General features: G+C 37.0%; 15 protein-coding genes, 1 pseudogene and 1 riboswitch. Of the genes and pseudogenes, 4 read left to right on the top strand and 12 right to left on the bottom strand.

Annotated elements, in window-relative coordinates:
• Positions 1-275: 275 nt before the first annotated feature.
• The 8 genes and pseudogenes from ACEVFT_RS24610 to hutH form a co-directional block, all read right to left on the bottom strand.
• Positions 276-2,129: an SLC13 family permease gene (locus ACEVFT_RS24610; protein WP_205446498.1), complete on the bottom strand. Its 1,854-nt coding sequence runs from the start codon at positions 2,127-2,129 to the stop codon at positions 276-278.
• A gap of 164 nt (positions 2,130-2,293) precedes the next feature.
• Positions 2,294-2,908 carry a nicotinate-nucleotide adenylyltransferase gene (gene nadD / locus ACEVFT_RS24615; protein ID WP_205446497.1) on the bottom strand — a complete coding sequence of 205 codons (615 nt, stop codon included), beginning with the start codon at positions 2,906-2,908 and terminating at the stop codon, positions 2,294-2,296.
• A 25-nt stretch (positions 2,909-2,933) separates the two neighbouring features.
• A pseudogene (locus ACEVFT_RS24620) lies at positions 2,934-4,403 on the bottom strand (nicotinate phosphoribosyltransferase).
• A 19-nt stretch (positions 4,404-4,422) separates the two neighbouring features.
• Positions 4,423-4,977, bottom strand: a complete 555-nt coding sequence (locus tag ACEVFT_RS24625; protein WP_205446495.1) for a cysteine hydrolase family protein — start codon at positions 4,975-4,977, stop codon at positions 4,423-4,425.
• Between the two features lie 84 nt (positions 4,978-5,061).
• Complete coding sequence (locus ACEVFT_RS24630; protein ID WP_393951558.1) at positions 5,062-5,862, bottom strand: NUDIX domain-containing protein; 801 nt, start codon at positions 5,860-5,862, stop codon at positions 5,062-5,064.
• Between the two features lie 152 nt (positions 5,863-6,014).
• Positions 6,015-7,292, bottom strand: coding sequence for an imidazolonepropionase (gene hutI, locus ACEVFT_RS24635; RefSeq protein ID WP_393951559.1), 1,278 nt, complete (start codon positions 7,290-7,292; stop codon positions 6,015-6,017).
• Positions 7,289-8,959 (bottom strand): urocanate hydratase, encoded by a 1,671-nt coding sequence (gene hutU, locus ACEVFT_RS24640; RefSeq protein ID WP_393951560.1) that lies wholly within the window; start codon positions 8,957-8,959, stop codon positions 7,289-7,291. Before hutU ends, hutI begins: the two co-directional genes overlap by 4 nt.
• Before the next feature lie 166 nt (positions 8,960-9,125).
• Positions 9,126-10,640, bottom strand: a complete 1,515-nt coding sequence (hutH, locus tag ACEVFT_RS24645) for a histidine ammonia-lyase (protein ID WP_393951561.1) — start codon at positions 10,638-10,640, stop codon at positions 9,126-9,128.
• A 284-nt stretch (positions 10,641-10,924) separates the two neighbouring features.
• Here hutH and ACEVFT_RS24650 point away from each other — a divergent pair, with 284 nt between their 5' ends.
• A complete protein-coding gene (locus tag ACEVFT_RS24650) occupies positions 10,925-12,379 on the top strand; it encodes a helix-turn-helix domain-containing protein (RefSeq protein WP_393951562.1) in 1,455 nt (484 codons plus the stop codon).
• A gap of 297 nt (positions 12,380-12,676) precedes the next feature.
• A complete protein-coding gene (locus ACEVFT_RS24655) occupies positions 12,677-14,182 on the top strand; it encodes a catalase (protein WP_205446489.1) in 1,506 nt (501 codons plus the stop codon).
• A 121-nt stretch (positions 14,183-14,303) separates the two neighbouring features.
• Here ACEVFT_RS24655 and thiC read toward each other — a convergent pair whose 3' ends face one another.
• From thiC to ACEVFT_RS24670, 3 genes are all read right to left on the bottom strand, one after another.
• Positions 14,304-16,082: a phosphomethylpyrimidine synthase ThiC gene (gene thiC, locus ACEVFT_RS24660; protein WP_393951563.1), complete on the bottom strand. Its 1,779-nt coding sequence runs from the start codon at positions 16,080-16,082 to the stop codon at positions 14,304-14,306.
• Between the two features lie 140 nt (positions 16,083-16,222).
• A riboswitch (TPP riboswitch) is annotated at positions 16,223-16,337 on the bottom strand.
• A gap of 69 nt (positions 16,338-16,406) precedes the next feature.
• A complete protein-coding gene (locus ACEVFT_RS24665) occupies positions 16,407-17,336 on the bottom strand; it encodes an AEC family transporter (RefSeq protein WP_342442233.1) in 930 nt (309 codons plus the stop codon).
• Positions 17,337-17,448: 112 nt separating this feature from the next.
• Positions 17,449-19,548 (bottom strand): methyl-accepting chemotaxis protein, encoded by a 2,100-nt coding sequence (locus tag ACEVFT_RS24670; protein WP_393951564.1) that lies wholly within the window; start codon positions 19,546-19,548, stop codon positions 17,449-17,451.
• A 253-nt stretch (positions 19,549-19,801) separates the two neighbouring features.
• Here ACEVFT_RS24670 and ACEVFT_RS24675 point away from each other — a divergent pair, with 253 nt between their 5' ends.
• A complete protein-coding gene (locus ACEVFT_RS24675) occupies positions 19,802-21,439 on the top strand; it encodes an S-layer protein (protein ID WP_393951565.1) in 1,638 nt (545 codons plus the stop codon).
• Positions 21,440-21,481: 42 nt separating this feature from the next.
• Here the strand turns inward: ACEVFT_RS24675 and ACEVFT_RS24680 are convergent, their stop codons facing one another.
• A complete protein-coding gene (locus ACEVFT_RS24680; RefSeq protein ID WP_393951566.1) occupies positions 21,482-22,642 on the bottom strand; it encodes a response regulator in 1,161 nt (386 codons plus the stop codon).
• Positions 22,643-22,762: 120 nt separating this feature from the next.
• On the opposite strand from ACEVFT_RS24680, the gene ACEVFT_RS24685 reads away from it, so the two are divergent.
• Positions 22,763-25,825: a hybrid sensor histidine kinase/response regulator gene (locus ACEVFT_RS24685; RefSeq protein ID WP_393951567.1), complete on the top strand. Its 3,063-nt coding sequence runs from the start codon at positions 22,763-22,765 to the stop codon at positions 25,823-25,825.
• Positions 25,826-26,237 lie beyond the last annotated feature (412 nt).

A 26,237-nucleotide genomic window follows, 5' to 3' on the forward strand; every position in this document is an offset into this window, starting at 1 on the left:
TTTTGCTTTGTTTTAGCGTGTCACCCTGGCGACTTGTATAATACTACACCCCTATTTTAAAAAGGTCAACACTTTTCAAGAAAAAAAATTAACTTTTTTATTATCAAAGAAAAACTTCCTATATTAACAACTGCAAAAAGGATGATTAAAAAAATCTACTCCATAAGCTAGTTCAATGTTATACCGCTAACTAAAAAATAATTTTATCATAATTTCCTACAAAAAAATAATAGATCTTTTTATAAAACAAAAAACTCGGTAGAGAAACCGAGTTTTTAAAATGGGAAAAAGAATGGGATGGCGATCATCATGACAATAAACATAACAATTTGTAATGGTACCCCTATTCTTACAAAATCCATAAATTTGTAGCCCCCTGCCGTCATTACCAATGCATTAGTAGGGGAAGCAATTGGCGTAGCAAACGCCATACTTGCTGCGACTGCTACTGCAATCATAAATGTTGTGGGACTAACCTCCATTGCAATGGCAGCACTCATGGCAATCGGTGCAAACAATACAGCAGTTGCCGTATTACTAATAAATTGACCGAAAATGGCTGTCAAAATATAAACGCCTATAAGCACGCCATATGGTCCGAAATCACCTAAGGCATTAATAATACCATCGGATAAAATGGTCATGCCTCCTGTTTTTTCTAACGCTGTCGCCATTGGCAACATGGCAGCCACTAGCACAATACTTTCAAAATTCATATTACTATAGGCATCTTCCATGTTTCTCAAGCAGCCTGTTAAAATCATAAGTACGGCACCAATCATTACAGAAATTACAGCAGGGAAAATTTCAAATGCCATCAAAATAATCATGAACAACATAATAATCCCTGCAATTCCAGCTTTGCCTGTAGCTGCTGCTACACTTGCATGTTCTTTCGGCTGCCCGACAACCACGACATCCTGAGTTTCTCTTGCTAATAAAAGAATTTCATCCCATGCTCCCTGAACTAATATTGCATCTCCAAATTTTAATTTGTGAGACACCATATCCTGAAGCTTATATCCACCCTTGCGATTAATGCCAATGATATTTAAATTATATTTTTCTCGGAATCCGAGAGAGCTAACCGTTTCATTGATAAAGCTCGAATTGGGTGTGAGCAATACCTCCGCAATGCCAAGATGCTTCGATACCAGTTCATCGGCTTCCCCTTCTACTAATCCTTGCATCTCAAGATGATAATCCTCAACAAAACGACGAATATCCTCTACCTCTCCTTGAACGTATAGCTCGTCCTTAGCATGAATGACACTAGTTGGGCCTGCCATTTCTTGATAAGTCATCGGTAGTAAATTAATACCCTCTTGTGATTTACGATGAATTTTCATCATACAGAGCATATACTTAGCTGGCAGTTTTAATTCTGCTAAAGAGGTTTCAATAATAGGTGACTCATCAGGAACAGAGATTTTAAATAGACGATTATTTAAGTCATATTGCTTAATAATTTTCTTTGGTGAAAGTTTATACCCTTCATTGGTCTGTGTACGGTTTTGATCCTTTGGTAATAGAACATTCCTTACAAGCACTAAATAGGTAATGCCTGCAATCATCCCCACAATACCAATAGGGGTCACTTCAAAAAAGCCAAGCTTGTTATAGCCTCGATCAACCAATAACTGACTGACAATTAAATTGGTTGGTGATGCAATCAGTGTCATTAGACCAGAAAGACTTGCTACATAGGAGAGTGGTAGTAGAAATTTAGAAGGACTAACTTTCATACTAATCGCTATACTTACAACGATCGGCATCATTAATGCTACAGTACCTGTATTACTCATAAAAGCACCAACAGATCCTACAATAATAAGTAGTAGCACAAATAGCTTCAGCTCACTATTGCCCGACCATTTAAGCAAAAGTTGCCCCGCCATTCCTGCCAGGCCAGTACGTAAAATTCCTGCACCTACGACAAATAGCCCTGCAATCATTAAAACTACAGAGTTTGAAAAGCCAGCTAATGCCTCTGTTGGCGTTAGAATATCCATAATGACAAAAGCTAAAAGTGACACAATGGCTACAAGATCTGCTCGTATTTTATTGGTCACAAATGTGAAAATTGTTGCTCCTAAAATAAGAAATGTTAATGTAAGCTGCACACTCATGAATTCCTTTCTAACATTAATCATTAATAATTATTAACGACGAAAAAATTATATTCCATTGCTATGTTTATTATAGCTTACCCTGAGCCACATATGATAAAATTCACCATCTTTTCAAAATTAAAAAAGTGTGGCACGTAACCACACTTTTAAACTTTCTTTCATTATTTTAGATAAAGATGATGCTCTTTAATATAGTTGTAACAAGCAGTAGGCAAGAGGTATCTCGGTTCTCCCCCCATAGCAAATTCTTCACGAATATAGGTAGAGCTAATCTCCATCGCTAGCCCTTTATCTATAAGATGGAATCTTCCATCATCATTATTTCTTAAAATAGGGGAGCGACTAATGGTAGATAGCATATCGATGCCATGTCTTGCCATTACAATAAATTTATTCTCCGCTACTAATGCGTCGCCCTTTCTCCATAACCCTGCACCAATATCCACTAGTAAATCAGCACCCATTATAAAATGTACCTCATCCTCTGGGTTCTTTTCTCTAAAGTATTTCATGGTGTCATATGTGTAGATATTCCAGCCTTCTTGATCCATTTCATAGGAATCTGCTATAAACCGATCGTCTTTAGCAATGGCTAACTGAAGCATATTCCAACGATGTGTATCGGCTGTTTTGATGGTTTTATCTTTGCGTTTATTTGAACAAGGCAAAAAAATAACTTTATCTAACTTACAACGGTGCGCGACAGTGCTTGCTGTCCAAAGATGAACATTGGTAATAGGATCAAATGATGAACCATAAATGCCTATTCTCGCCATCGTCTCTACCTCCTACCAGCTACTTTTAAAATTTCGAATTTATTCCTTGTGAAACCTTTTCTTTTATTGACTGTATGCTTGCCATTTTATTATCCCAACATGCTTGACTTAAATCGACTGGATATTCTTCAGGATTCATTGTTCGTTTGTATTCACACCACAGTAAATGTAAATTTTCCTTTACATATTTTTGTGTTTCTTGAATAGTTGGCTCCTCATAAACAAGATTTCCGTTTTCTACGATGCTTTCATGTAACTCTTTTGCCGTAAAATTCGTAACAAATTTACTAATATACGTATGAATAGGGTGGAACATTTTCAATCTTTCTTCTTGCTGTATGTTTTCACTATCTAATGCAATATAATCTCCTTCAGCATGACCATTCTCTGTATTAATAATACGGTAAACACGTTTACGCCCTGGGGTAGTTACTTTCTCAGGATTTGCTGAAATTTTAATGGTATCTACCATTTCTCCACTTTCGTTTTCTATGGAAACTAATTTGTATACTCCACCAAGAGCTGCTTGGTCATAGGATGTAATCAGCTTAGTTCCGATTCCCCAAGCATCAATTTGCGCCCCTTGCGACTTTAAATGCATGATTGTATACTCGTCTAAATCATTCGAAGCCATAATTTTAGCTGCTGTAAATCCTGCAGCATCTAGCATTTTTCTTGCCTGTTTTGAAAGATAGGCTAAATCGCCACTGTCTAAACGGATACCAATAAAATTAATTTGATTTCCTAGCTCCTTCGCTACACGGATAGCATTAGGAACACCAGAACGTAGTGTGTCATAAGTATCTACTAAGAAAACACAGTCTTTATGTGCTGCTGCGTATTTTTTAAACGCAGTATACTCATCTCGATAGGTTTGAATCATCGCATGGGCATGTGTTCCTGACACAGGAATGCCAAATAATTTTCCTGCTCTTACATTGCTTGTTGAAGAGAGTCCGCCTATATAAGCAGCACGAGTTCACCAAATAGCAGCATCAAATTCATGTGCGCGTCTGGTACCAAGTTCCATTACAATATCCTCACCTGTCACTTGTTTGATACGTGAAGCCTTTGTCGCGATCAGCGTTTGGTAGTTCACGATATTTAACAAGGGCGTTTCAATTAATTGGGCTTCTGCTAATGGGGCTTCTATTCGTAGGATAGGCTCGTTGGCAAAGACAAGTTCTCCTTCTCTCATCCCCTTAATGCTCCCTGTAAACTTAAGCTCTTGAAGGTATTGAAGAAAATCCTCTGGATACTGCCCCTCTTCTCGCAAATATTGAATATCACTTTGAGAGAACCCAAAGTTATTTATAAAATCAATAACCTTTTTTAAGCCAGCAAATACCGCATAACCATTGCCAAATGGAAGTTTTCTAAAATATAGCTCAAAAACAGCTTGACGTTGATGAACATCATCTTGCCAATAAGTTTGCACCATATTAATTTGATATAAATCTGTGTGTAACATGAAGCTATCATCCGCATATTTCATATTTTCCCCTCCATTCATGTCAAATAACAGTAGCACCTAGTGTATGCTCGAAATGATTCAATGCCCACTCATGTCCTGTTTGATTAAAGGAGGCGACAGCATTTTTATGAATGACGATATCGAACCCTTTATTATAAGCATCTACTGCTGTATGAAGAACACAGATATCTGTACAAACGCCGATTAAGTGAAGCTCAGTAATTCCTCGTTCACGTAATTTCAATTCTAAATCTGTTCCTGCAAAAGCAGAATAACGCGTTTTATCAATGTAATAGACGTGATCTTGCTCTTTATTTGCTTCATATAGTGGTTTTAATGCACCATACAAATCTCTCCCCTTTGTATTTCGGATATTATGTGGTGGGAATAGCTTGGTTTCTGGGTGGTACACATCCCCTTGTTCATGAACATCGATTGCAAATACTGTAAAATCACCACTCTTGATAAATTCCTTTGTTAAATCAACATTTGCATGTTCGAGCAGCTGCCCAGGCTCTCCACAAGTAAGAGCTCCATCTGTCGCAACAAAATCCACTGTATAATCAATATTAATTAATGCGCGTTTTTTCATCATCGTATTATCACTCCAATTTATTAATTAGTAATACTGAAATTACAAATTACTTCATTTAAAGCAATCAGGAAAGATGTCTCTTTCCTAATGATATATGGACTCCACGATTTCAAAATCATTGAATGTATAAAGTTGTGAAGGCCTAAATGAATTTCGCTTCGTTTTCTTTGGGTTACCTTCCTCATCCAACACTTTTTCGATAAAAGGTAATTTAGGTGCTTTTGTAAAAAATACTGAATCATTTGATATCCGGGGATCTTCTCCAACTGTCAGGAGCACCCGCTGTAATTCAGATAAAGTAAACGCTTGTGGTAAAAAGTTTTTGGCAACAGTTGTTTGTATCATATCCCTTTTAATAAAATGCAACGCATCAGAAATGATTTTTCGGTGATCAAAAGCTAATGGAAGTGTAAATACACTTTCTATGTCAAACAGTTCTACATCATCTGCATCATCATTCGCTTTGCGTTGCTCAATATATGCCTCAGGAACAATGGCATAAAACGCATTCGAAATCATCCAACCGCGTGGGTCTCGATCGATTTCATCGTAAACACCAAAATGTTGAACATGTAAACCTTCTACATTTGTTTCTTCTTTTAATTCTCTCTTTGCTGCAATATAGGCCGTTTCTTTTTGATTGGCATCTACAAAGCCTCCTGGGAGTGCCCATTTCCCTCCTTCAATATTGGGATTTCCAGCAGTATCCTTAGTGGCACGTTTAATTAACATAATCTTTAACGTCATGTTTGGCGGTGCCTTTTCCTCTGTTTTCTCTGAGGTAATTGTAAAAACGGCAATATCTGCTGTATATCCATCAGGTGTTTGATATTTTGAAGAATCATAATGTGCAAGCACTTCTTCTTCGGTACGGAATTTCGTCATTGTATAACCCCTTTAATAATTACAAGGTTTAAGTAATTTGTAATTACTAAATTACTATTTATCAAAATTATAATCTTTCAACAAAACATTTGCAACTTATATATAAAAAAAGCATAAATAAAGCATCTCCGCCTTATTTATGCCCATTATTATTATTGATCTTTCAGTAGAATTCCGTTTTGTACAACAACTTCCCCATTTTTGATTACTGTATGTGTATGGTTCATGCCGTAGAAGTATTGCAGCTGCTTGTAATTTTCAACATCAAGGATAAGTACGTCAGCTTTTTTATGTGCTTCAAGGGAACCAATTTGTTCGCCTCGATTTAGTGCATATGCCGCATTAATCGTTGTTGCCGTTAATACTTCTTCCAATGTCATACCCATATGCATGCAAGCTAGATTCATAATAAAGGGTAGACTCATTGTTGGGGATGATCCAGGGTTAAAGTCTGTTGATATCGCTACAGGTACTCCTTCGTCAATCATTAGACGCCCTCTTGCGAAAGGTGCACGTAAAAAGAATGCAGTCCCTGGCAGCAATACAGCAATTGTACCCGCTTCAGCCATTTTTCGAATTCCCTCATCAGAAGCAACTAACAAATGCTCTGCCGAAATGGCTCCTACTTCCGCAGCAAGCTCTGCACCTTGATATGGCTCGATTTCATCCGCATGTATTTTTGGTGTTAAGCCAAGTGCTTTTCCAGCCTCTAAGATGCGTTGAGATTGTTCTGGTGTAAAGACGCCTTTTTCACAAAATACATCATTAAATTCAGCCAACTCTAACTCTGCCACTTTTGGTAGCATATCATGGATCACAACATCCACAAATTCATCCTCACGCCCCTTATAATCACGAGGAACTGCATGGGCTCCCATAAACGTGCTAATGACATCAATATTGTGTGTAGCTTGTAATTCTTTTGCGACCTCTAGCTGTTTCTTTTCCGTTTCCCAGTCCAAGCCATAGCCTGATTTTGCTTCAACTGTTGTTACACCATGCTTTAAAAATACATCTAAATGCTGCATCGTCTTTTCATATAATTCATCAAAGCTTGTTTCTCGTGTACGCTTTGTTGTAGCATGAATCCCGCCACCTGCATTCATGATTTCCATATAGGTAGAACCATTTAGTCTCATATTAAACTCTTGCTCGCGTGTTCCACCGTGCACTAAATGTGTATGACAATCCACTAAGCCAGGCATAACAATCTTACCAGTAGCATCAATCGTTTCTGCTTTCTTTATTAATTCTGGGAAGTCGGCTTCTAATTGTTCATAAGCTCCAACTGCTACAATACGCTCTTCCTCAATAAGAACACTACCATTTTCTATTACTGCAATTTCCTGCATTTGTTCTTTTGTACGTGGCCCTTGTGCATTACTTTTTAAGGTAATTACTTCATTGGCATTTTTTATTAGAATGGTCACTTCACATCACCCTTTAACATTGGTATATGGACACCTTTGTTTTTCGCAGTATGAATGGCAATATCATAGCCTGCATCAGCATGACGAGCAACACCCATTCCAGGGTCCGAAACTAATACACGGGCAATTTTTTCGGCAGCAAGCTCTGATCCATCTGCTACTAATACTTGACCTGCATGTTGTGAATAACCCATTCCTACACCACCACCATGGTGTACACTTACCCAGCTTGCACCACTCGCAGTATTAACAAGAGCATTTAAAATTGGCCAATCCGATACCGCATCCGAACCATCTAGCATTCCTTCTGTTTCACGATTTGGTGATGCTACAGAACCTGAATCTAAGTGATCACGACCAAAGACAATCGGTGCTGATAATTCACCATTTGCAACCATTTCATTTACCTTTAATGCAAAACGATGACGATCACCATACCCTAGCCAGCAAATTCGTGCAGGTAACCCTTGCCATTTCACCATTTTTTGTGCCATATCAATCCAATTGACTAGACCCTCATCTTCAGCAAACATCTCTTTCGCCAGTGCATCTGTTTTATAAATATCCTCAGGGTTTCCTGAAAGCGCCGCCCAACGGAATGGGCCCTTTCCTTCACAGAATAACGGACGAATATAGGCTGGTACAAAGCCTGGGAAATCAAAGGCATTTGTCACACCCATTTCTTTGGCATAGGCGCGAATATTATTCCCATAATCAAATACTTCTGCGCCCGCCTCTTGAAACTCTAGCATTGTACGAACATGCTCTGCCATTGTTTCTTTTGCTTTACGCTCATATGTTTTTACATCCTCTTTACGAAGTTTTAGCGCTTCTTCCAAGGTCATACCATTTGGTACATAGCCATTAATCGGATCATGTGCAGATGTTTGGTCTGTCACAAAATCTGGAATAATTCCTCGGTTCAACAGCTCACGATTAATGTCCGCACAGTTCCCAACAAGACCAATGGATGCCGGCTCTTTTTGGTCACGTAATTTATTGACTAAGGCAATGGCTTCATCTACAGTTTCTACAATATAATCACAGTAGCCTTCTTTAATTTTGCGCTCAATGCGAGCACGATCCACTTCAACAACTAAGATTACAGCACCAGCCATTTTCCCTGCTAATGGCTGTGCACCACTCATACCACCCATGCCACCTGTAAGGATGAATTTACCACGTAAATCCGCAGTACCAAATACCTTTTTCCCTGCTTCTACGAAGGACAGGTAAGTGCCTTGTAAAATACCTTGAGCTCCAATATAAATCCAGCTCCCAGCAGTCATTTGACCATACATCATTAAATTTCTTTCCTCTAATTCGTAAAAGTGATCCCAATTTGCCCATGCTGGTACAAGGTTTGAATTGGCAATCAGCACACGAGGAGAATGCTCATGTGTACGGAATACAGCTACTGGCTTTCCAGATTGGATTAATAGTGTCTCATCATTCTCTAATTCTTTTAAAGAAGCAATAATTTGTTCATAGCTTTCCCAGTTACGAGCAGCCTTACCAATACCACCGTAAACAATCAGTTCATCTGGGTTCTCTGCCACCTCTGGGTCAAGATTGTTCATTAACATACGCATTGCTGCTTCCTGTGTCCATCCCTTACAAGTTAGCTCATTTCCACGTGGTGCACGAATGTCTGTCTTAAATACCATTAAAAACACGCTCCTTTTCCTATTGAAAGTAATGTGAGTGATACAGCTTTAAAAAATACTGAATATTCAGACTTGCATATTTAAATAATTTCTAAGCAGAGGCTACTCGGAAGAAAACCGAGCCATGCCTCAACTTTTGCTATTTCATATCAGGATTCAACCAAATTTACACATAATCATTTACTAAATCATTACTTGAAAGTAAATATTTCGCCAATGCTTCAATTTCATCGCCAATTGGTTGATCGGCTAATAATGGTGGACAGAATTCACGCACTTTCTTTAAGAATTTACCTGTAGCTGGCGATAACTGCCCTTCTGCCTTGTCTAAATGGATAGCCTGTGATGCACAAATCAATTCGATTGCTATAACGCGTGCAGCGTTGTGAACAATCTGACGTACTTGACGTGCCGAAGTTGTTCCCATACTTACATGATCCTCTTGGTTACCTGATGTAGGAATAGAATCTACACTAGAAGGATGTGCTAAAACTTTATTTTCTGAGACAATGGAAGCTGCTGTATATTGAGCAATCATAAGCCCACATTCAATCCCAGGGTTTGTTGCTAGGAACGGTGGTAGCCCTTCATTAAGTTGAGGATTTACCATACGTTCTGTACGGCGCTCTGAAATATTTGCCCACTCACATACACCTATTTTCAAAAAGTCCATTGCTAAGGCTATTGGCTGTCCATGGAAATGCCCACCTGATAATACCTCCCCGCTTTCTAACACAATCGGATTATCAGTTGTAGCATTCATTTCAGTTTGAACCCGGTCCTGTGCGTAGAAAAATGACTGCCAAGAAGCACCATGTACTTGTGGAATACAACGGAGTGAATAAGCATCCTGCATGCGAATTTCACCTTGCTTTGTCACACGTTTACTGCCATCAAGCCACTTACGAATGCGCCCACCCACCAGTTCTAATTCTGGATGCGGTCTTACTGCTAAAAGTGCTGGATCAAATGCTGAGGTAATACCCTTTAAAGCTTCCAGTGTCAAGCTAGCTGCCATATCCGCCGCAAGCCCAATTCGTTCAGCTTCATTGACCGTTAATACACCTATACCAGTCATAGCTTGTGTACCGTTAACTAGTGCCAGCCCCTCTTTAGCTTGCAGTCTAACAGGTGTTAACTCTGCTCGCTTTAGCGCCTCACTACCACTCATAATTTCTCCGTTAAACTCTGCCTTACCTTCTCCCACTAACACTAATGCCAAATGTGATAAAGGCGCTAAATCGCCACTTGCTCCAACTGAACCTTGTGACGGAACAATTGGATGAACACCTTTATTAATAAAATTCAATAATAGTTGGACAGTTTCCTCACGAATACCAGAAAATCCTCTAGCTAAAGCATTGGCACGTAACACCATCATTGCACGTACAACATCTGTTGGGAATGGTTCACCAACACCTGTTGCATCTGATCGCAATAAATTTAGCTGCAATAGCTCAATATCGTCTTCCTCTATTTTTATATTGCTGAGTTTACCAAACCCTGTATTCACACCATAAATGGTTTGGCCTTCTGCTAAACGTTTTTCAATACGCTCTCTACTTAAACGAATACGTTCTAAACTCTCAGCAGAAAGAGCAACTGTTGCTTGCTCCTTAACGATTTCCTCTATTTGTTGTCTTGTTAATGTATTGCCATCAAGCTCGATGATTGATTTCACATGACATCCCCCTATTCCCTATATGGCTATGTAAATAAATTCTCTTCATTCATTTTTTCGTAATATCTAAAACATCAGTATTAAACTTCTTTTAAGCGTTTTCATAATAAAAGTTGGTTTCTGCTGATGATCAATTACTCTATTTACATTGTACTAACAACCTTTTTCAGAATATAGAGAATTTTAAAAGAGAAAACAAGACTTTTTTCAGATTCCTATGTTATTTTTATTAATATAACCGTACTTTTATATGAAACTAGAATATTTTAAGAAAGGTTGATGGTATGAAGCTGTTATTAATTGATCGAGATCCTACCGACCTAGCAGGTATAAAATGGTTTTTACATACATATTTCCCCGGAGATGTTTTCATTGAAATGTGTACAAGTATTTCAGAGGTGCCTCAAAGTATTCGGCAATTTGAGCCAGATGCCATACTGCTAAATATCGATTTATTTCCTAATAATCGTTTAGCTGCTCTTTATCGCGATTTACAAAAACTTTCCGGTGCGATTTTAGCAATGACAACAGAGCCATTATTTAAAAATGCGTTGAAGGCAATTGATTTACAGGTAGCTCATCTTTTTGTGAAGCCTATTGATTTAGAGCTATTAAAGAAAAAACTCACAGTCATTTCTCTTCGCACACCACAAGTTACGGAAGATGAGCAGGAGGCTACGAACGATTCCTTCTATAATCAATTATTTTTAGATAATAAATCTAGTTCAATTGAAACAACGATACATTTTACAATGATTGAACCCGAACATATCGAAACGTTCAGTAAGCTTTACAATTGGCTTCAACAAACACCCATTCACTTTCATATGAAAACCTATCCTCTATCTAATAGAATCGTATGTCTTTTTCAAACAAATGATATAAAGATTGTAGAGAAGGATGTACGTACACTTATGAAGGAATGGCGATTGATTAGTAATAGTTCTTTAAATATCGGGATATATGACGGAACACCTACAACCATTAAAGATATGTATACATTAACAAAGCGTGCACTACATCAAAGTTTTTATGAAGGCTTTGGTCATATTTTTTATGCGAGCAAACAATTTGAAACACAGCCCTTTGATCCTTTACTAACACCAGAAGAGCAACAATTATTAATAAGTAGTTTGGAAGATGGGAACTTAGAGGCAGTTAAAACTTTTTTATATCGACTTTCTAATGAAGGCATCTATTACGAGCAAGATGACCTACGTATTCATCTGACGAGTGTTTTAGCACAAATTCGGCGCTTTATGCTGAAATATAAATTACATGAAAAAGCAGTTATCGAACAAAACTATCGTCAGCTATTTCACTTAATCATTGAGCATCCTATATTTTATACGATTCTCAATGGGATTATTTCTTTTACACAGACATTAATTGAATTAGCAAGGGAAGCTCGAATGGAGAAGCGAGCCGATTATGTTGAACTAGCTTTAGAAATAATTGATCAACACTTTAAAGATAGCGCATTGTCTCTTCCCTTTGTCGCTCATAAGCTCGGAATAAGCCCCAATTATTTAAGTACAATTTTTTCAAAGAAGCAAGGCTTGCCATTTCAGCGCTATTTACAGCAAGTAAGAATTCATCATGCCACGAAAATGCTGCTAGAAACAGATTTCGCAATTAGTGAAATCGCACATTTAAACGGTTTTGATGATCCAAATTATTTCATAAAATTATTTAAGCAACAAATTGGTATTACACCTAACCGATATAGAAAAAATTAAAAGTTTGATTAAAATAATTTTCATTTAGTTGATTTTATTTTCAATAAAGATTTTTTCGATGAAGTCATTATCTTGAACTTTGCCTTGCAATTGTTTTTAAAATTGAGATTTGAAAAGATAAATTAAAGTTAAAAACTATGTATAATCCGCATGTCTAGCGCATATATTTATAGTTTATACTTAAATATAAAAATTCTTTAACGATAATTATTACAATGTACTAGCAATTCTATTTTATATTTGTTATAGTTATAGATGAAGAGTTTGACTCACATTTTTTTCAGGAGGTAAACTAATATGACAAACGCAAATGATCGTAGCCGTCGTTTTACAACAGCAGGTGGTGCTCCAGTAGTAAGTAACCATGACTCTATGTCAGCAGGTCCACGCGGCCCTCTTTTACTTCAAGATGTATGGTTAGTTGAAAAATTAGCAAATTTCAACCGTGAAGTAATTCCAGAACGTCGTATGCACGCAAAAGGCTCAGGTGCATTTGGTACTTTTACTGTAACGCATGATATTTCACAATATACAAAAGCGAAAATCTTCTCAGAGATTGGCAAGAAAACAGAAATGTTCGCACGTTTCTCTACAGTTGCTGGTGAGCGTGGCGCAGCAGATGCTGAGCGAGATATTCGTGGCTTTGCCCTTAAATTCTATACAGAAGAAGGGAACTGGGATTTAGTAGGGAATAATACACCTGTATTCTTCTTCCGTGACCCATTACACTTTACAGATTTAAACCACGTGGTAAAACGTGACCCACGTACAAATATGAAAAATGCCAACTCTAACTGGGATTTCTGGACTTCATTACCTGAAGCACTTCATCAAGTGACAATTGTTATGTCTGACCGTGGTATTCCAGCTGGTTACCGCAATATGCACGGTTTTGGATCTCATACGTATAGCTTTATCAATGCTGATAATGAGCGCGTTTGGGTTAAGTTCCACTTCCGTACAGAGCAAGGCATTAAAAACTTAACTGGTGCCGAGGCGAATGAGATTATTGGTCAAGACCGTGAATCTTCACAACGTGATTTATATGAAGCCATCGAAAAAGGCGATTTCCCTAAATGGAAAATGTATATTCAGGTTATGACAGAGGAGCAAGCTCGTGAGCTACCATACAACCCATTCGATTTAACAAAAGTATGGTATAAAAAAGATTTCCCATTAATTCCTGTAGGTGAGTTTGAGTTAAATAAAAACCCGGACAACTACTTTGCAGAAGTGGAACAAGCTGCATTTGCACCATCTAACATCATCCCTGGTATTAGCTTCTCACCAGATAAAATGTTACAAGGTCGTATTTTTGCCTATGCGGATGCACAACGCTATCGTTTAGGAGTAAACCACTATATGCTTCCTGTTAACGCACCAAAATGCCCATTCCGTACTTTCCACCGCGATGGAGCAATGCGCTTTGACGGCAACCTTGGTTCAACTTTAGGCTATGAACCAAATAGCTATGGTGAATGGGAGCATAACTTAGACCATAAAGAGCCTGAATTACGCATTGATGGTCATGCAGGTATTCATGACTTCCGTGAAGACGATAATAATTACTTTGAACAACCAGGTAAACTATTCCGTCTATTGACTGCGGAAGAGCAACAACGCCTATTTGAAAATACAGCGAATGATATGGCTTCTGTTGAAGAATTCATCAAGCGTCGTCACATCCTTCACTGCTATCTAGCTGATCCAGCATACGGTGAAGGTGTTGCAAAAGCGATGGGTCTTTCATTAGAAGGTATGGACCTTACAAACCCATATGTAAAACAACCAACAAACGTTTAATATTCCACTTATTATTGATATCCAAATCCAACTTTTACTCCATGTGAATCCATCATTCACATGGAGTTTTTTGATTAAGAAAAGGCCTATGTCTATAATTTGACATAAGCCTTTTCTTTCATTATTGGTAAATTTGACTACCTGCTTTTTTAAACTCTTCCGCCTTATCCTTCATACCTTGATGGATCGCTTCAGTAGTATTTAAATCCTTTTCTTTAGCATAATTACGGATATCCTGTGAAATTCTCATACTACAGAATTTAGGACCGCACATAGAACAAAAGTGCGCTGTTTTTGCTCCCTCTGCTGGCAGTGTCTCATCATGATATTCCACTGCGCGTTCTGGATCTAATGACAGATTGAATTGATCACGCCAACGGAATTCAAAACGTGCTTTAGACAGTGCATCGTCTCGTTGTTGTGCACCAGGATGCCCTTTTGCTAAATCAGCAGCATGTGCAGCAATTTTATAAGTAATAACACCTACGCGAACGTCCTCACGATTCGGTAAGCCAAGATGCTCTTTCGGTGTCACATAACAAAGCATCGCTGTACCAAACCAGCCAATCATCGCTGCACCAATGGCTGAGGTAATATGATCATAACCCGGAGCAATATCTGTTGTTAGTGGGCCTAATGTATAGAAGGGCGCTTCCTTACAAACCTCTAATTGCTTATCCATATTTTCTTTTATGAGATGCATCGGTACATGACCTGGCCCTTCAACCATCACCTGAACATCATGCTTCCAAGCAATTTGCGTTAGTTCACCTAGTGTTTCAAGCTCTGCAAATTGTGCCTCGTCATTGGCATCTGCAATTGATCCTGGACGTAAACCATCACCTAAGGAAAAAGCAACATCATAAGCTTTCATAATTTCACAGATTTCCTCAAAGTGTGTATAAAGAAAATTCTCTTGATGATGATATAAACACCACTGTGCCATTATAGAACCCCCACGAGATACAATGCCTGTTACACGATTTACCGTAAGCGGTACATAGCGTAAAAGGACACCTGCATGAATGGTGAAATAATCAACACCCTGCTCGGCTTGTTCAATAAGGGTATCACGATATACCTCCCATGTTAAATCCTCTGCTATGCCATTCACTTTCTCTAAAGCCTGATAAATTGGCACAGTTCCCACTGGCACTGCAGCATTTCGAATAATCCATTCTCTCGTTGTATGAATATGCTTACCTGTCGATAGATCCATAATATTATCTGCACCCCATCGAGTTGCCCACGTCATTTTCTCAACTTCTTCTGCAATGGACGAAGATACCGCCGAATTCCCAATGTTTGCATTGATTTTCACATGGAAATTACGGCCAATAATCATTGGCTCTGCCTCAGGGTGATTGATATTAGAAGGCATAATAGCTCGCCCTGCTGCAATTTCTGAACGAACAAATTCAGGGTCCATATTTTCACGGATGGCTACGAACTCCATTTCAGGTGTTATAATGCCATTTCGCGCATAATGAAGCTGTGTTACATTTTTACCTTTTTTAGCACGTAAAGGCTTTCTTGCTAATTCAGGAAAGACATTTTCATGATTACGGGGGTCATCTGCACGACGAAAACCATTATCCTCTGGTTTAATCGTACGCCCCTCATATTCTTCAACATCCCCTCGTTCTTCTATCCATGTGCGTCGTAAAACTGGTAAACCTTTTGTAATATCCGCTTGATAGGCCGGATCTGTGTAAGGACCACTCGTATCATATACTCGAATAGGTGCATTTTCTTCATTTCCAAAACTTCCTGTTGTGGGACTTAATGCGATTTCACGCATAGGTACTAAAATATCGGGGCGTGATCCTTCCACATATACTTTTTTGCTTCCTTCAAAGCTGGACATAATCGTAATATTCTTTTCACTAATTGCTGACATGAGCTACTTCTCTCCCTTAAATATATTTTGATACAAGGACCGAATCTAGCTCACCCCAACAATCAAATAAATAAAAGCCGAATCCAAAATAATTATTTGGATCCGGCCATGAATGTAAAGGTCTATTAATTGCATACTCTGCAATAGCTTCTTAACTTTCCCACGCTGGTATGAGCCAGATCAGGTCCAAAGGGTCAAGAAACCTCTAAGCGTTTCCCTCTCAGCCTGACTCATCAGACTCCCCTAGTTAATACTATTTAGTTTGATGCTAGTGTAGCAGATATTACTAAGAGATGGAAGTTATATTTTTTATCTTTCAACTAACTAGGTAAATAATACTTCTGCAAAATAAATCACAATTGTTACGGTTATACAGCTCACAATAGTTGAAAATAAAACAGCTTGCGCGGCTGTTGCTGATTCTACATCATATTCCAATGCTAGACTAGAGCTATTACGAGATGTTGGAAAGGCACTGGCTATAAACAGTGATTGTGCGACGACTCCATCTAATCCCAATACATAAATAATGACTAATGCAACAGCTGGTCCAATAATTAATCGTGTAAAACAGCTGACAAAGACCGTTTTATTAAACATTGATTTGATCTCAAGTTGTGACAATTGCGCACCCAAGGTAATTAATGCCACAGCAATAAATCCATCTGCCACATGCTCTACCGGTATTTTGATAAACTGCGGTATACCGATATCAAAATAGTTCATAGCAACGCCTATAATCAGTGCATGAATAATGGGCATTTTAAAGAAATCTTTGATGATTGTCATACCCGACTTCGTAGAGGAAATTAAATTGTACAAACCATATGTATAAGTAGTCATATTTTGAAAGATTACAAGCATGACCTGAATGGCTACGCCAATAGGTTGCGTGGCAAAAATCATTTGAGCCACTGGAATACCGTAATTGCCAGAATTAATAAGCACCACACTATTTTTAAAGACTGCTGCCTCTGTTTTGGCTAAACCTAGCCCTTTCGCCATCAAATGACTGAGTATCATTTGACTACCGATAAAGAGCACAATAAATAATCCGACTTCTCCCAGAACAGATAATTCTACATGTGTTTCATATAAATTTACAAAAACAGCCGCTGGCATAAAGCAATATGTAATAAGCTGAGACAATGCTTTTAAGTTAAAGCGAAATTTCTTTTGTAGTATAGCGCCTATTACAAGTAACACTAAAATAGGTACAACAATTTGAAAGAAAATCATTCCGAGATACATCATATCAATGTCCCCCTTCCAGTGTTAATAGTAGTGCTGAATTCTTTTTAGGTCAATTTCTCTTACCTTCACAATAAAAGAAAGACTGCCTCTATATTGAAGGCAGCCTTTCCTTTTAAGCAAGCTTAAATCGATTTACAACTTCTTGTAGCTCATTTGAAATATCGTTCATACTTTGAATAGACTCTGCTACTTTTTGTAATTCTGCTTGTTGATCCATAGCAGAAGCACTTACTTGTTCTGCAGAAGCTGCTGTTTGCTCTGAAATAGCCGAAATACTTTGGATGGACATGATTGCCTGATTTTTATGCTCTAACATACTAGATAGTTTATTCATTAATTCACTAATAGAATTCGCAATTGAACCTGACAAGTCACTGCTATCTTTAAATGCTAGTTGCGTGCTTTGTACTGACTCATTTTGAGCGTGCATTAAATCTGCATTAGATGCAATGACTGCAACCGTTTGCTGAGAATTTTCAAGAATGCTTTCTACTGTACTCTTGATAATTTCTGTTTCATTCTTAGATTGTTCCGCCAGCTTTCTAACTTCCTCTGCAACTACCGCAAATCCTTTACCATGTTCACCAGCACGTGCAGCCTCAATACTTGCGTTTAAAGCTAGCAGATTAGTCTGCTCGGTAACGCTCTGGATTGAAGCAATAATCTGATTAATATTCGCAATATTAGAGGCCAATGATTCCATTTGCTGCTGGATACGCCCATTCATCTCATTTGTCTCCATATTACGCTCCCGTAAGCTTTCAACTTCATGCAATCCTTTTTCTGTCGTTACACCTGTTTTATGAGATAGCTCATCCATTTCGTTGGAAAGAGCCGTAATGGCATCAATTTGATCAGATAAATCCATCATTCGATAATTTGTTTCTTCTGTATCCTCTGATTGCTTCGAAGCTCCTTGTGCAATTTCATTGATAGCTATAGAAACCTCCTGACTAGAAGCAACTACTTCATTAAACGCCTCATGTACCTGATTAGAAGATTGGTTCAATAACATCGTAGAATTAAGCACGGATTGAATCGCACTATTGGTTTTATCTAGCATATTATTATAAGCAATCGCCACTGCACCAATTTCATCAGACTTAATATATTTCTCTTCTACTTTTTGTGTTAAATCTCCCTCAGCCGCAGTTTCAATCGATGCACGTAAAAATTTAAGTGGCTTTAACTGTTTATAGATGAATAACACACTTGCTGCTGTCATCAAAACAACCATAATAATAGAAGCAATAATCGTAAATACAAATACATGATTATATGTCTCTAGAATCTTTGATTCAGCTAGCACGACTTGAACAGTCCATGTTTCGTCAATATCCTCTAAAATCATTGGAGCAAAAACATTATATGCTTTTTCCTTCAGTTGATTAGAATCAACGTATATACTTGTTAGCTCACCATTTTCCATTGTCTTACTAATACTTGTCCAAGTAGGATCCTCTTGCATATTGCGCCCAACTAGCTCTTCACCAAAACTGTTAGCTGTTAGCACACCTTTATTGGTAATAATTGCTGCGTAACCGCCTTCTGGGGCATTCGATTTTGTTAAATCATTTAAAAAATCTATCGATACATCCGCTGTCAATACACCGAAAAATGTTCCAGAAGCATTGATTAATGGCACCGAAATGGTTGTCATTAAAACGCTTTGTCCGTTTACATTATACTCATAGGGCTCCGTCAAAACTGCACGTCTCTCTTCTTTTGGTACCCAATACCATTCAGAAACACTCTTATCATCAATTCCTTCGATTAGAGCAGTCGTGATATCATTTCCGTTTTTACTTAAATAAGGCATAAAACGCTTTTTAGTATCTATTAAAGCTGCCTCAGTTGGTTCTAGAATAATAGAATCTTGCTCAAAGATTGCTCCTACCCCAAGAATGTCATTATTGTTAGCTAAATTATTTTCCATTATGTCTATGACACCTTTGGTAGACAACGTATTATTCTTCTCCAGGCTTTCTATGATACGCTTTGTTGTTTGTAATGTCGTATTGGCTTTCTTAAAGCGTTCACTCATAATAGCGGCAGAAGATTCAGCTGTTTGCAATGTTCCATGCTCTGCGTCTTCAACACTTTGCTTTTTTATAATAATCCCTGTTGTTACTGTATAGGATAAAAATAAAATAAGAAATAATCCTATTATTAGGGAAGAAAGTTTTAAGGCAATTCCTCTTGATTTTTTCATAACTAACACCCCACTTTTATACTAATAATAATGGATGGAGGTTTGTATCACAATAAAATAATTAGCGAATAAAGTAGAAAATTTACAGAATTATAGAGAAAAATACCGATACTACACTAATTATTTATTCTTCTTAAATAAGGACTAATGACTTATTTGAATTGAGATTCATAGTAAAACATTCTCTTCGAATTCTAAATTATAGAAGAATATGATATATTAACTATTAAATAGAATGATTGGAGTGACTTACATGAAAAATAAAGCGCTATCAACATTAATGGCCACGGCTATTACAGCGACACTAGTATTACCAATGTCTACTGCGAGTGCCGCATCATCTCAAATTCAATCAAATTTATATGAGACACAGGTAGCAGCAGCTAAAAAGGTGATAGGTGAATCCGTAACTATCAAAAACATTACAAAAGATACTGTAATAACATCTAATGGTACATTTAGAATTCATTCGGCATTAAAGCCCCTATTTGATACTTCAAATAAAACGGCATTAACAAATGCCCGAGCTACTATTGTAGTGAAAAATGGTCAAATTACTGACGTTACCGCATTAATATTAAACAAAGCAGGTACAAGCAAAAAATCTGTCTATTTTGATGGAGGTGACGCACAAATCTCTGGAGATCTTACGGTAAATGCAGACTATGTAAAGATTCAAGATGTTAGTGTGGATGGTCAGCTTATCATTACAAACAGAGTAAAAAAAGCCGTTACACTCGATGAAGTAGTAGTAGATGAAACAATTACACTAAAACCAATTGTAACGAAAAAAGTAAGTTGGCTATACGTTACTTTAATCGATATGAAATCATCAAACATCAATTTGGAACGTACGAAAGTCAATGTATCTTCTGACCAAACTCTTTCCAAAGTAGATGTAGTAGGTAAAGTTACATCTTTTGAAGCTATGTCTAATATAGAAAAGCTTACAATTGATGTGGCGAAAGATTTCAACCTTTATGGTGAGGGTAAAATTGAGCAAATCGTTGTAAAAGGCGGTACTAAAGTAGCTTTAGATTCAGGACATCTTGTAAACAATGTACAAGTAGACAATAAAAATGTCTCCGTGACACTACCTGTAATTGATAAAAAAGAACTCAATACACTAATCGCATCCCCACCATATGTACAAGTATCAGTAAACGGCTATGATATTTTAAATACGGATAAATGGACAACACAAGCAGACCGCACAGTGTTTGATTCTGCTGTAGCAAGTGCAAGAGTCATAGCAAATAATTCAAATGCCTCACAAGAACAAGTGAAGAATGCCATTAATCAGTATAAAAATGCACTAGCAGTCTACCAAGCTGCTCAGAAGAGTGGTACAAAATATGGTTATGGCGATAAAGCTTCACTACAGTCTTTAATTAATTCTGTTCAATATGTTACGGTTTCTTGGGACGGATCAAATGTACCTTATAATTCTCCTTGGACTACACAAGCAGAAAGAAACGCAATAGAATCTGCTGTTTCATCTGCCCAAGCAGTTGTTAATAATTATTATGCCACTCAAACGGATATTGCCAATGCTATCAATAATTTAAACAATGCTATTTGGACTTATAAGAATGCTAATAAGTATGGGAATAATGGGTATTATGTGGATAAAACTAGTTTACAAACACTTATTACATCAGCATCTAACGGAATTGGTTCGATCTCTTACAACGGGGACGGAAGCGATGTACCACTTTATTCACAATGGACTAACTTATCTGAATATCAAAAAATAATGTATGCTATTAACCAAGCACAATCAGTTATTAATAATTATTCCGCAACTCAAACTGAAGTCACAAATGCATATAATAGCCTAAACGATGCGCTTATTTATTACAACAACGCAAAAATCACAAAATACTACTAATAGAAAGGACTCTGCATCACGCAGAGTCCTTAAAAATGTCAACTAGTTAAAAGCATCCACTTGAGACATCGTATTTGTCAGTTTCCACCTTCGATACCAATCCTCAACCTCCTCACTTGGTTCCACCGCCAAATGCTCTTGAAGGATCTTTTTTAACAGCCAGTATTGCTCCTCAACGGCGGCTGTATTATTAAGTAGATCGTAAAGCTTCATTAAAGTAAAATAGTTCTCTTCTGCATCAGAGAATAGTGCTTGCACTTTTTCCTGCACCTTTATGGCAGCGATATAGCTTTCATTTCTTATGTAAAACTCGCTTAGTTGCTGAGCATGATGCAACCACAGTCTCCTTAAGCGTTCTCTTTCACTTTCCGCCCATAAATAATCACAATCTCCTAAATAATCACCCGTATACATCTGGAATACCTGTTCATGTTCATCTACTGTTGTCTGCTGTATTGGCGGTAACAATTTTAAGCGAGATAGCCATTGTTCTACATCCACCACAATATTTTCAACTACTAGTTTGTAGCCAGAATTTAGCAAAGGACTTGAAATTTTTACGCCATCTACCCCATAGTTTTTCAATGTTTTCCGTATTGTATAAATGGCTGTATAAAGTTGTTTAGATGCTTTATCAATATCAGATTCTGGCCAAAATAACTCTAGAATCGTATCACGATAAATCATTTCATTTCTATGCTCTAGCATGTATGCAAATAGTTCTTTAGCTTTAGATGTCCGCCATTTCATGTACTGTGTATGACCGTTAGGAGCAACAACATTAAGCCCTCCAAAAAGCTTAATAACTGTATGTTTAGTTGTGATATTTTTATGTTTATTATTAATTTGTTCAAGACGTTCTAAGGTCTTTTCTAACCGGATTTTTTGTATAGGTTTTAATAAATAGTCAATAGCATGTAAATTAAATGCATCTATTGCATACTGATCAAACCCTGTTGTAAAAACAAATTCCACGTCAGGCATTAATTCTTGTATTTTTTCACCCAGTGCTAAACCATCAATATTGGGCATCACTATATCTAAAAATACAACATTCGGTTGTAGCGTCTGAATTTCTTCAATTACTTTTAGAGAATCGGTGTATTCTCCCACTATTTTAATTCCCGGGACATTACTATTTTCTAGTAAGTTTTTTAGTCTCTTTAATGGTAAAAGTTCATCATCTACTAGCACGATTCTCATATTTGCTCCTCCTTAAAAACTAATCCTCTACTTATTATCGTTTATTTTTTGAAATAATTGATAGAAAAACCGTTACCTTTGGAGGGAATTAAGCCTATTTGTCGAAATCTATTATTTATAATGAAAAAGAAAATATTTTCCAATAATTTTACTATTTTTCTAATTGCAGGTTTATTTTTTTGTTTTCTAACTCTTACACGCTTCACTTGGATGAGTTTTACTAACACTTCAACGGGAGTCGCAGCTATTCAAGGGATTGTTGATTTAAGAAATGTTGATACAAGCCAAAATTTTAGTATTAAACTACAAAGTGAATGGGAATTTTATCCTAACACCCTTCTCATTTCAGAAAATACCAAATCATTTAAACGAAATAAAATTTATACGAATCAGCCAGAATCTTGGGATCAGTATTTTGAAAATAATGATGAAATTCATTATGGTTCTTATCGTCTAACTATTTTAAAAGAACATATATCTTCTCTGATGTATGGCATTACAATACCTGAAGGCTTAGCACCTTATGAGCTTTATATAAACGGTCATTTCATTGGAGGACTTGGAAATCTAGCGACGAACAATACTCAAATTGCCCCTATTGGTAGACCCTCAACCTATTATTTTACGCTCAACACTACTAAAAGCGAAATTATTATACAAGGTGTTCAAGCTAATCGTTATGTACAAGGTGGATTTCAACGAGAAATTATTTTTGGCGATTTGCATTCAATGGAGCGGTCAAAGTTTTTTTCCATTTCAACTCAAATGGCCGTTTGTTTAGTCTTTTTCTTTTATCTATTATTTACGATTTTACTTTGGTTTATAGGCATTCGAAATAAATCTCTTCTTTACTTTTCCATGATTATTATTTCGACTTGTGTGACGATACTTGTTTCTAGTAATAAGATTTTATTTAGCTATATTTCTATTAATTGGATTTGGGCAAATAAACTATATTATTTTTCTTACATTAATAATATGATGTTTTTTGTTTTATTTTTACGTGAATTAATGAAAGAATACTCTAAACCTAAAATATTGACGATCGTCCCTTTGCTATGTGCTACCTATTTATCTTTTATTGTAATAGCTCCAATTGAATATATTTTTAAAACCAAAATTATTTTTACAATACTTTTTATTGTCTCTCCTACCATTATAACTATTTTCACATTCAATATAGTTATAAAAGGGCAAAAGGGCGTAATATTTTTATTATTAACAGGAACAGCTGTAGCAACCAATTCATTATTTTTCTCTTTACAGCAAAATAAAGTCTTGCCTTATAGTCATTACCCTTTTGATTTACTAATCGGTATTACTGCATTATCAGCATTTTGGTTTACACGTTATTTTCAAACAACCTTACAAACAGAAAAACTTTCTGTGAAATTGCAAAAGGAAATAAATACAAAAGATGATTTTCTCGCAAATACCTCACATGAACTCCGTAACCCTTTACATGGCATGATGACTATTGCCCAAACCATTTTAGCTAAGCAAGAACATAAAGGAGCTCAAAGCGATTTAAGACTACTTGTAAGAATCGGTAATCATATGACCCACATACTAGATGATTTATTGGATTTAGTGAAATTAAAGGAAAAAACCCTTCGACTGCAACCAAAACCTTTGAATGCTTATAACCTAGCAAGTGGCGTAAGTAATATGTTTCGTTTTATGCTGAAAGGGAAACCAATCGAACTTGTTGTGCGCATACCAATCAACTCACCACTTGTTTTAGCCGACGAAACAAGATTAATTCAAATCTTTGCGAACTTAATTCATAACGCCATTAAATTCACTGAGCAAGGTTCCATTACGATTGATGCCGAAGTCGTTGGTAAAAAACTATATATTTCAGTTGCAGATACAGGAATTGGTATTGAAAAAGATATCCAAGAAAGAATATTTGATCCTTATGAGCAAGTTGATTCAACAATGACTTCTATAGGTGGTGGACTTGGATTGGGTTTAAGCATTTGCCAAGAACTTATAGCCTTGCATGGTGGGACAATATCGTTAACCTCTTCTGTTGGAAAGGGCTCAATCTTTACTTTCTCTTTACCAGTAGCAAAAAGTCAGACAGTAGCGGACAGAGATTTAAATGTTGAGAAGGATACAATGTTATTAAAATATTCTTCATTGATGAATGGTTTCACGCAAATAGAACAAAGCATTGCCACTTCCACTGAAAAGCATACCTTGGTGTCAAGCCATGCACGAATACTCATTGTTGATGATGATGCTGTAAACTTGCAGGTCCTCGTTAATGCATTTTCAACTGAACCCTTTGAAATTGAAACGGCTTTAAGTGGCGCTGAAGCTCTGGAAAAACTACAAGAGAATAGTTTTGATTTAATTATTTCTGATATTATGATGCCACATATGTCGGGCTATGACTTGGCAAAGCACATTCGTGAAAAATTCTCTATATCAGAACTACCATTATTGTTTTTAACTGCTCGACAGCAAAGTGAAGATATTCAACTAGCCTTTCTAAGTGGGGCAAATGATTACATCAAAAAGCCCATGGAATATATAGAGCTTAAATCACGGGTTCAGGCACTGATACAGATGAAGCAATCTAGTGAGGAACGTCTTCGCATTGAAGCAGCATGGCTTCAAGCACAAATTCAGCCTCATTTCTTCTTCAATACCTTAAACTCTATTATCTCCTTACAGGGTGTAGACAATGAAAAAATGGAGGAATTATTGCTTGCCTTCAGTGATTACCTACAAATGAGCTTTGATTTCCAAAATGTCGATTTAACGGTGCCAATCGACTATGAATTAAAGCTGGTCAGAGCCTTTATAGCAATTGAACAAATTCGCTTTGGCGACAGAATACGAGTTGAGTGGGATATTCCTAATCAGATGAAGTTGTTTGTTCCTCCACTGTCGATACAAACTCTTGTCGAAAATGCTATTCAGCATGGCATTTTACCACGTCAGGAAGGTGGCACTGTGACCATTTACATCGAAGAGAAGAAGGAGAACTTTACAATAGCTATAACCGATAATGGTGTTGGTTTTGAAACAAAGATGTCTAAAGAGAAAACGAGCGTTGGTCTCATCAATACAGAACAACGCCTGAAGCAATTATTTGGCGTGGAATTAGCGATAGACAGTGTTATTGATCAGGGTACAACCATTTCCTTTTCCATCCCTAAAAAAATATAGTGTAGTGTGTGTCGTTCTATCCATCTGTCCCGGAGGTTAATCCGTCACTTTCAGCGCTTTATCCATTTCTCTCGGGATCTTATCTTTGCACTAATCAAGAAAGACTAGGCTCACAAAAGAAGCCTAGTCTTTCTTGGTTTGTTTAAGATTTAAGACATTGACAAGATTACATAAAATAGTTTACTACAACATGCTGAACAAGTTCTGAACATCTATATCATTTAGCTATTACATCTGTCACTTTGCCTGTAAATGTTCTATTGTCATGTATTACCGCCACTAAGTTGACACTACAAACACATCATGCACTTGTTGAGTTTCGTATGTACTTGTTACAACAAAATATTTTATTGTATTTTTCAAAATCTAGTGATTCCGTACATTACCTTTCGTTGCACCTCTAACAACTGAG

This window comes from Lysinibacillus sp. PWR01, from assembly GCF_043359455.1.
GTDB classification, from domain to species: domain Bacteria; phylum Bacillota; class Bacilli; order Bacillales_A; family Planococcaceae; genus Lysinibacillus; species Lysinibacillus fusiformis_F.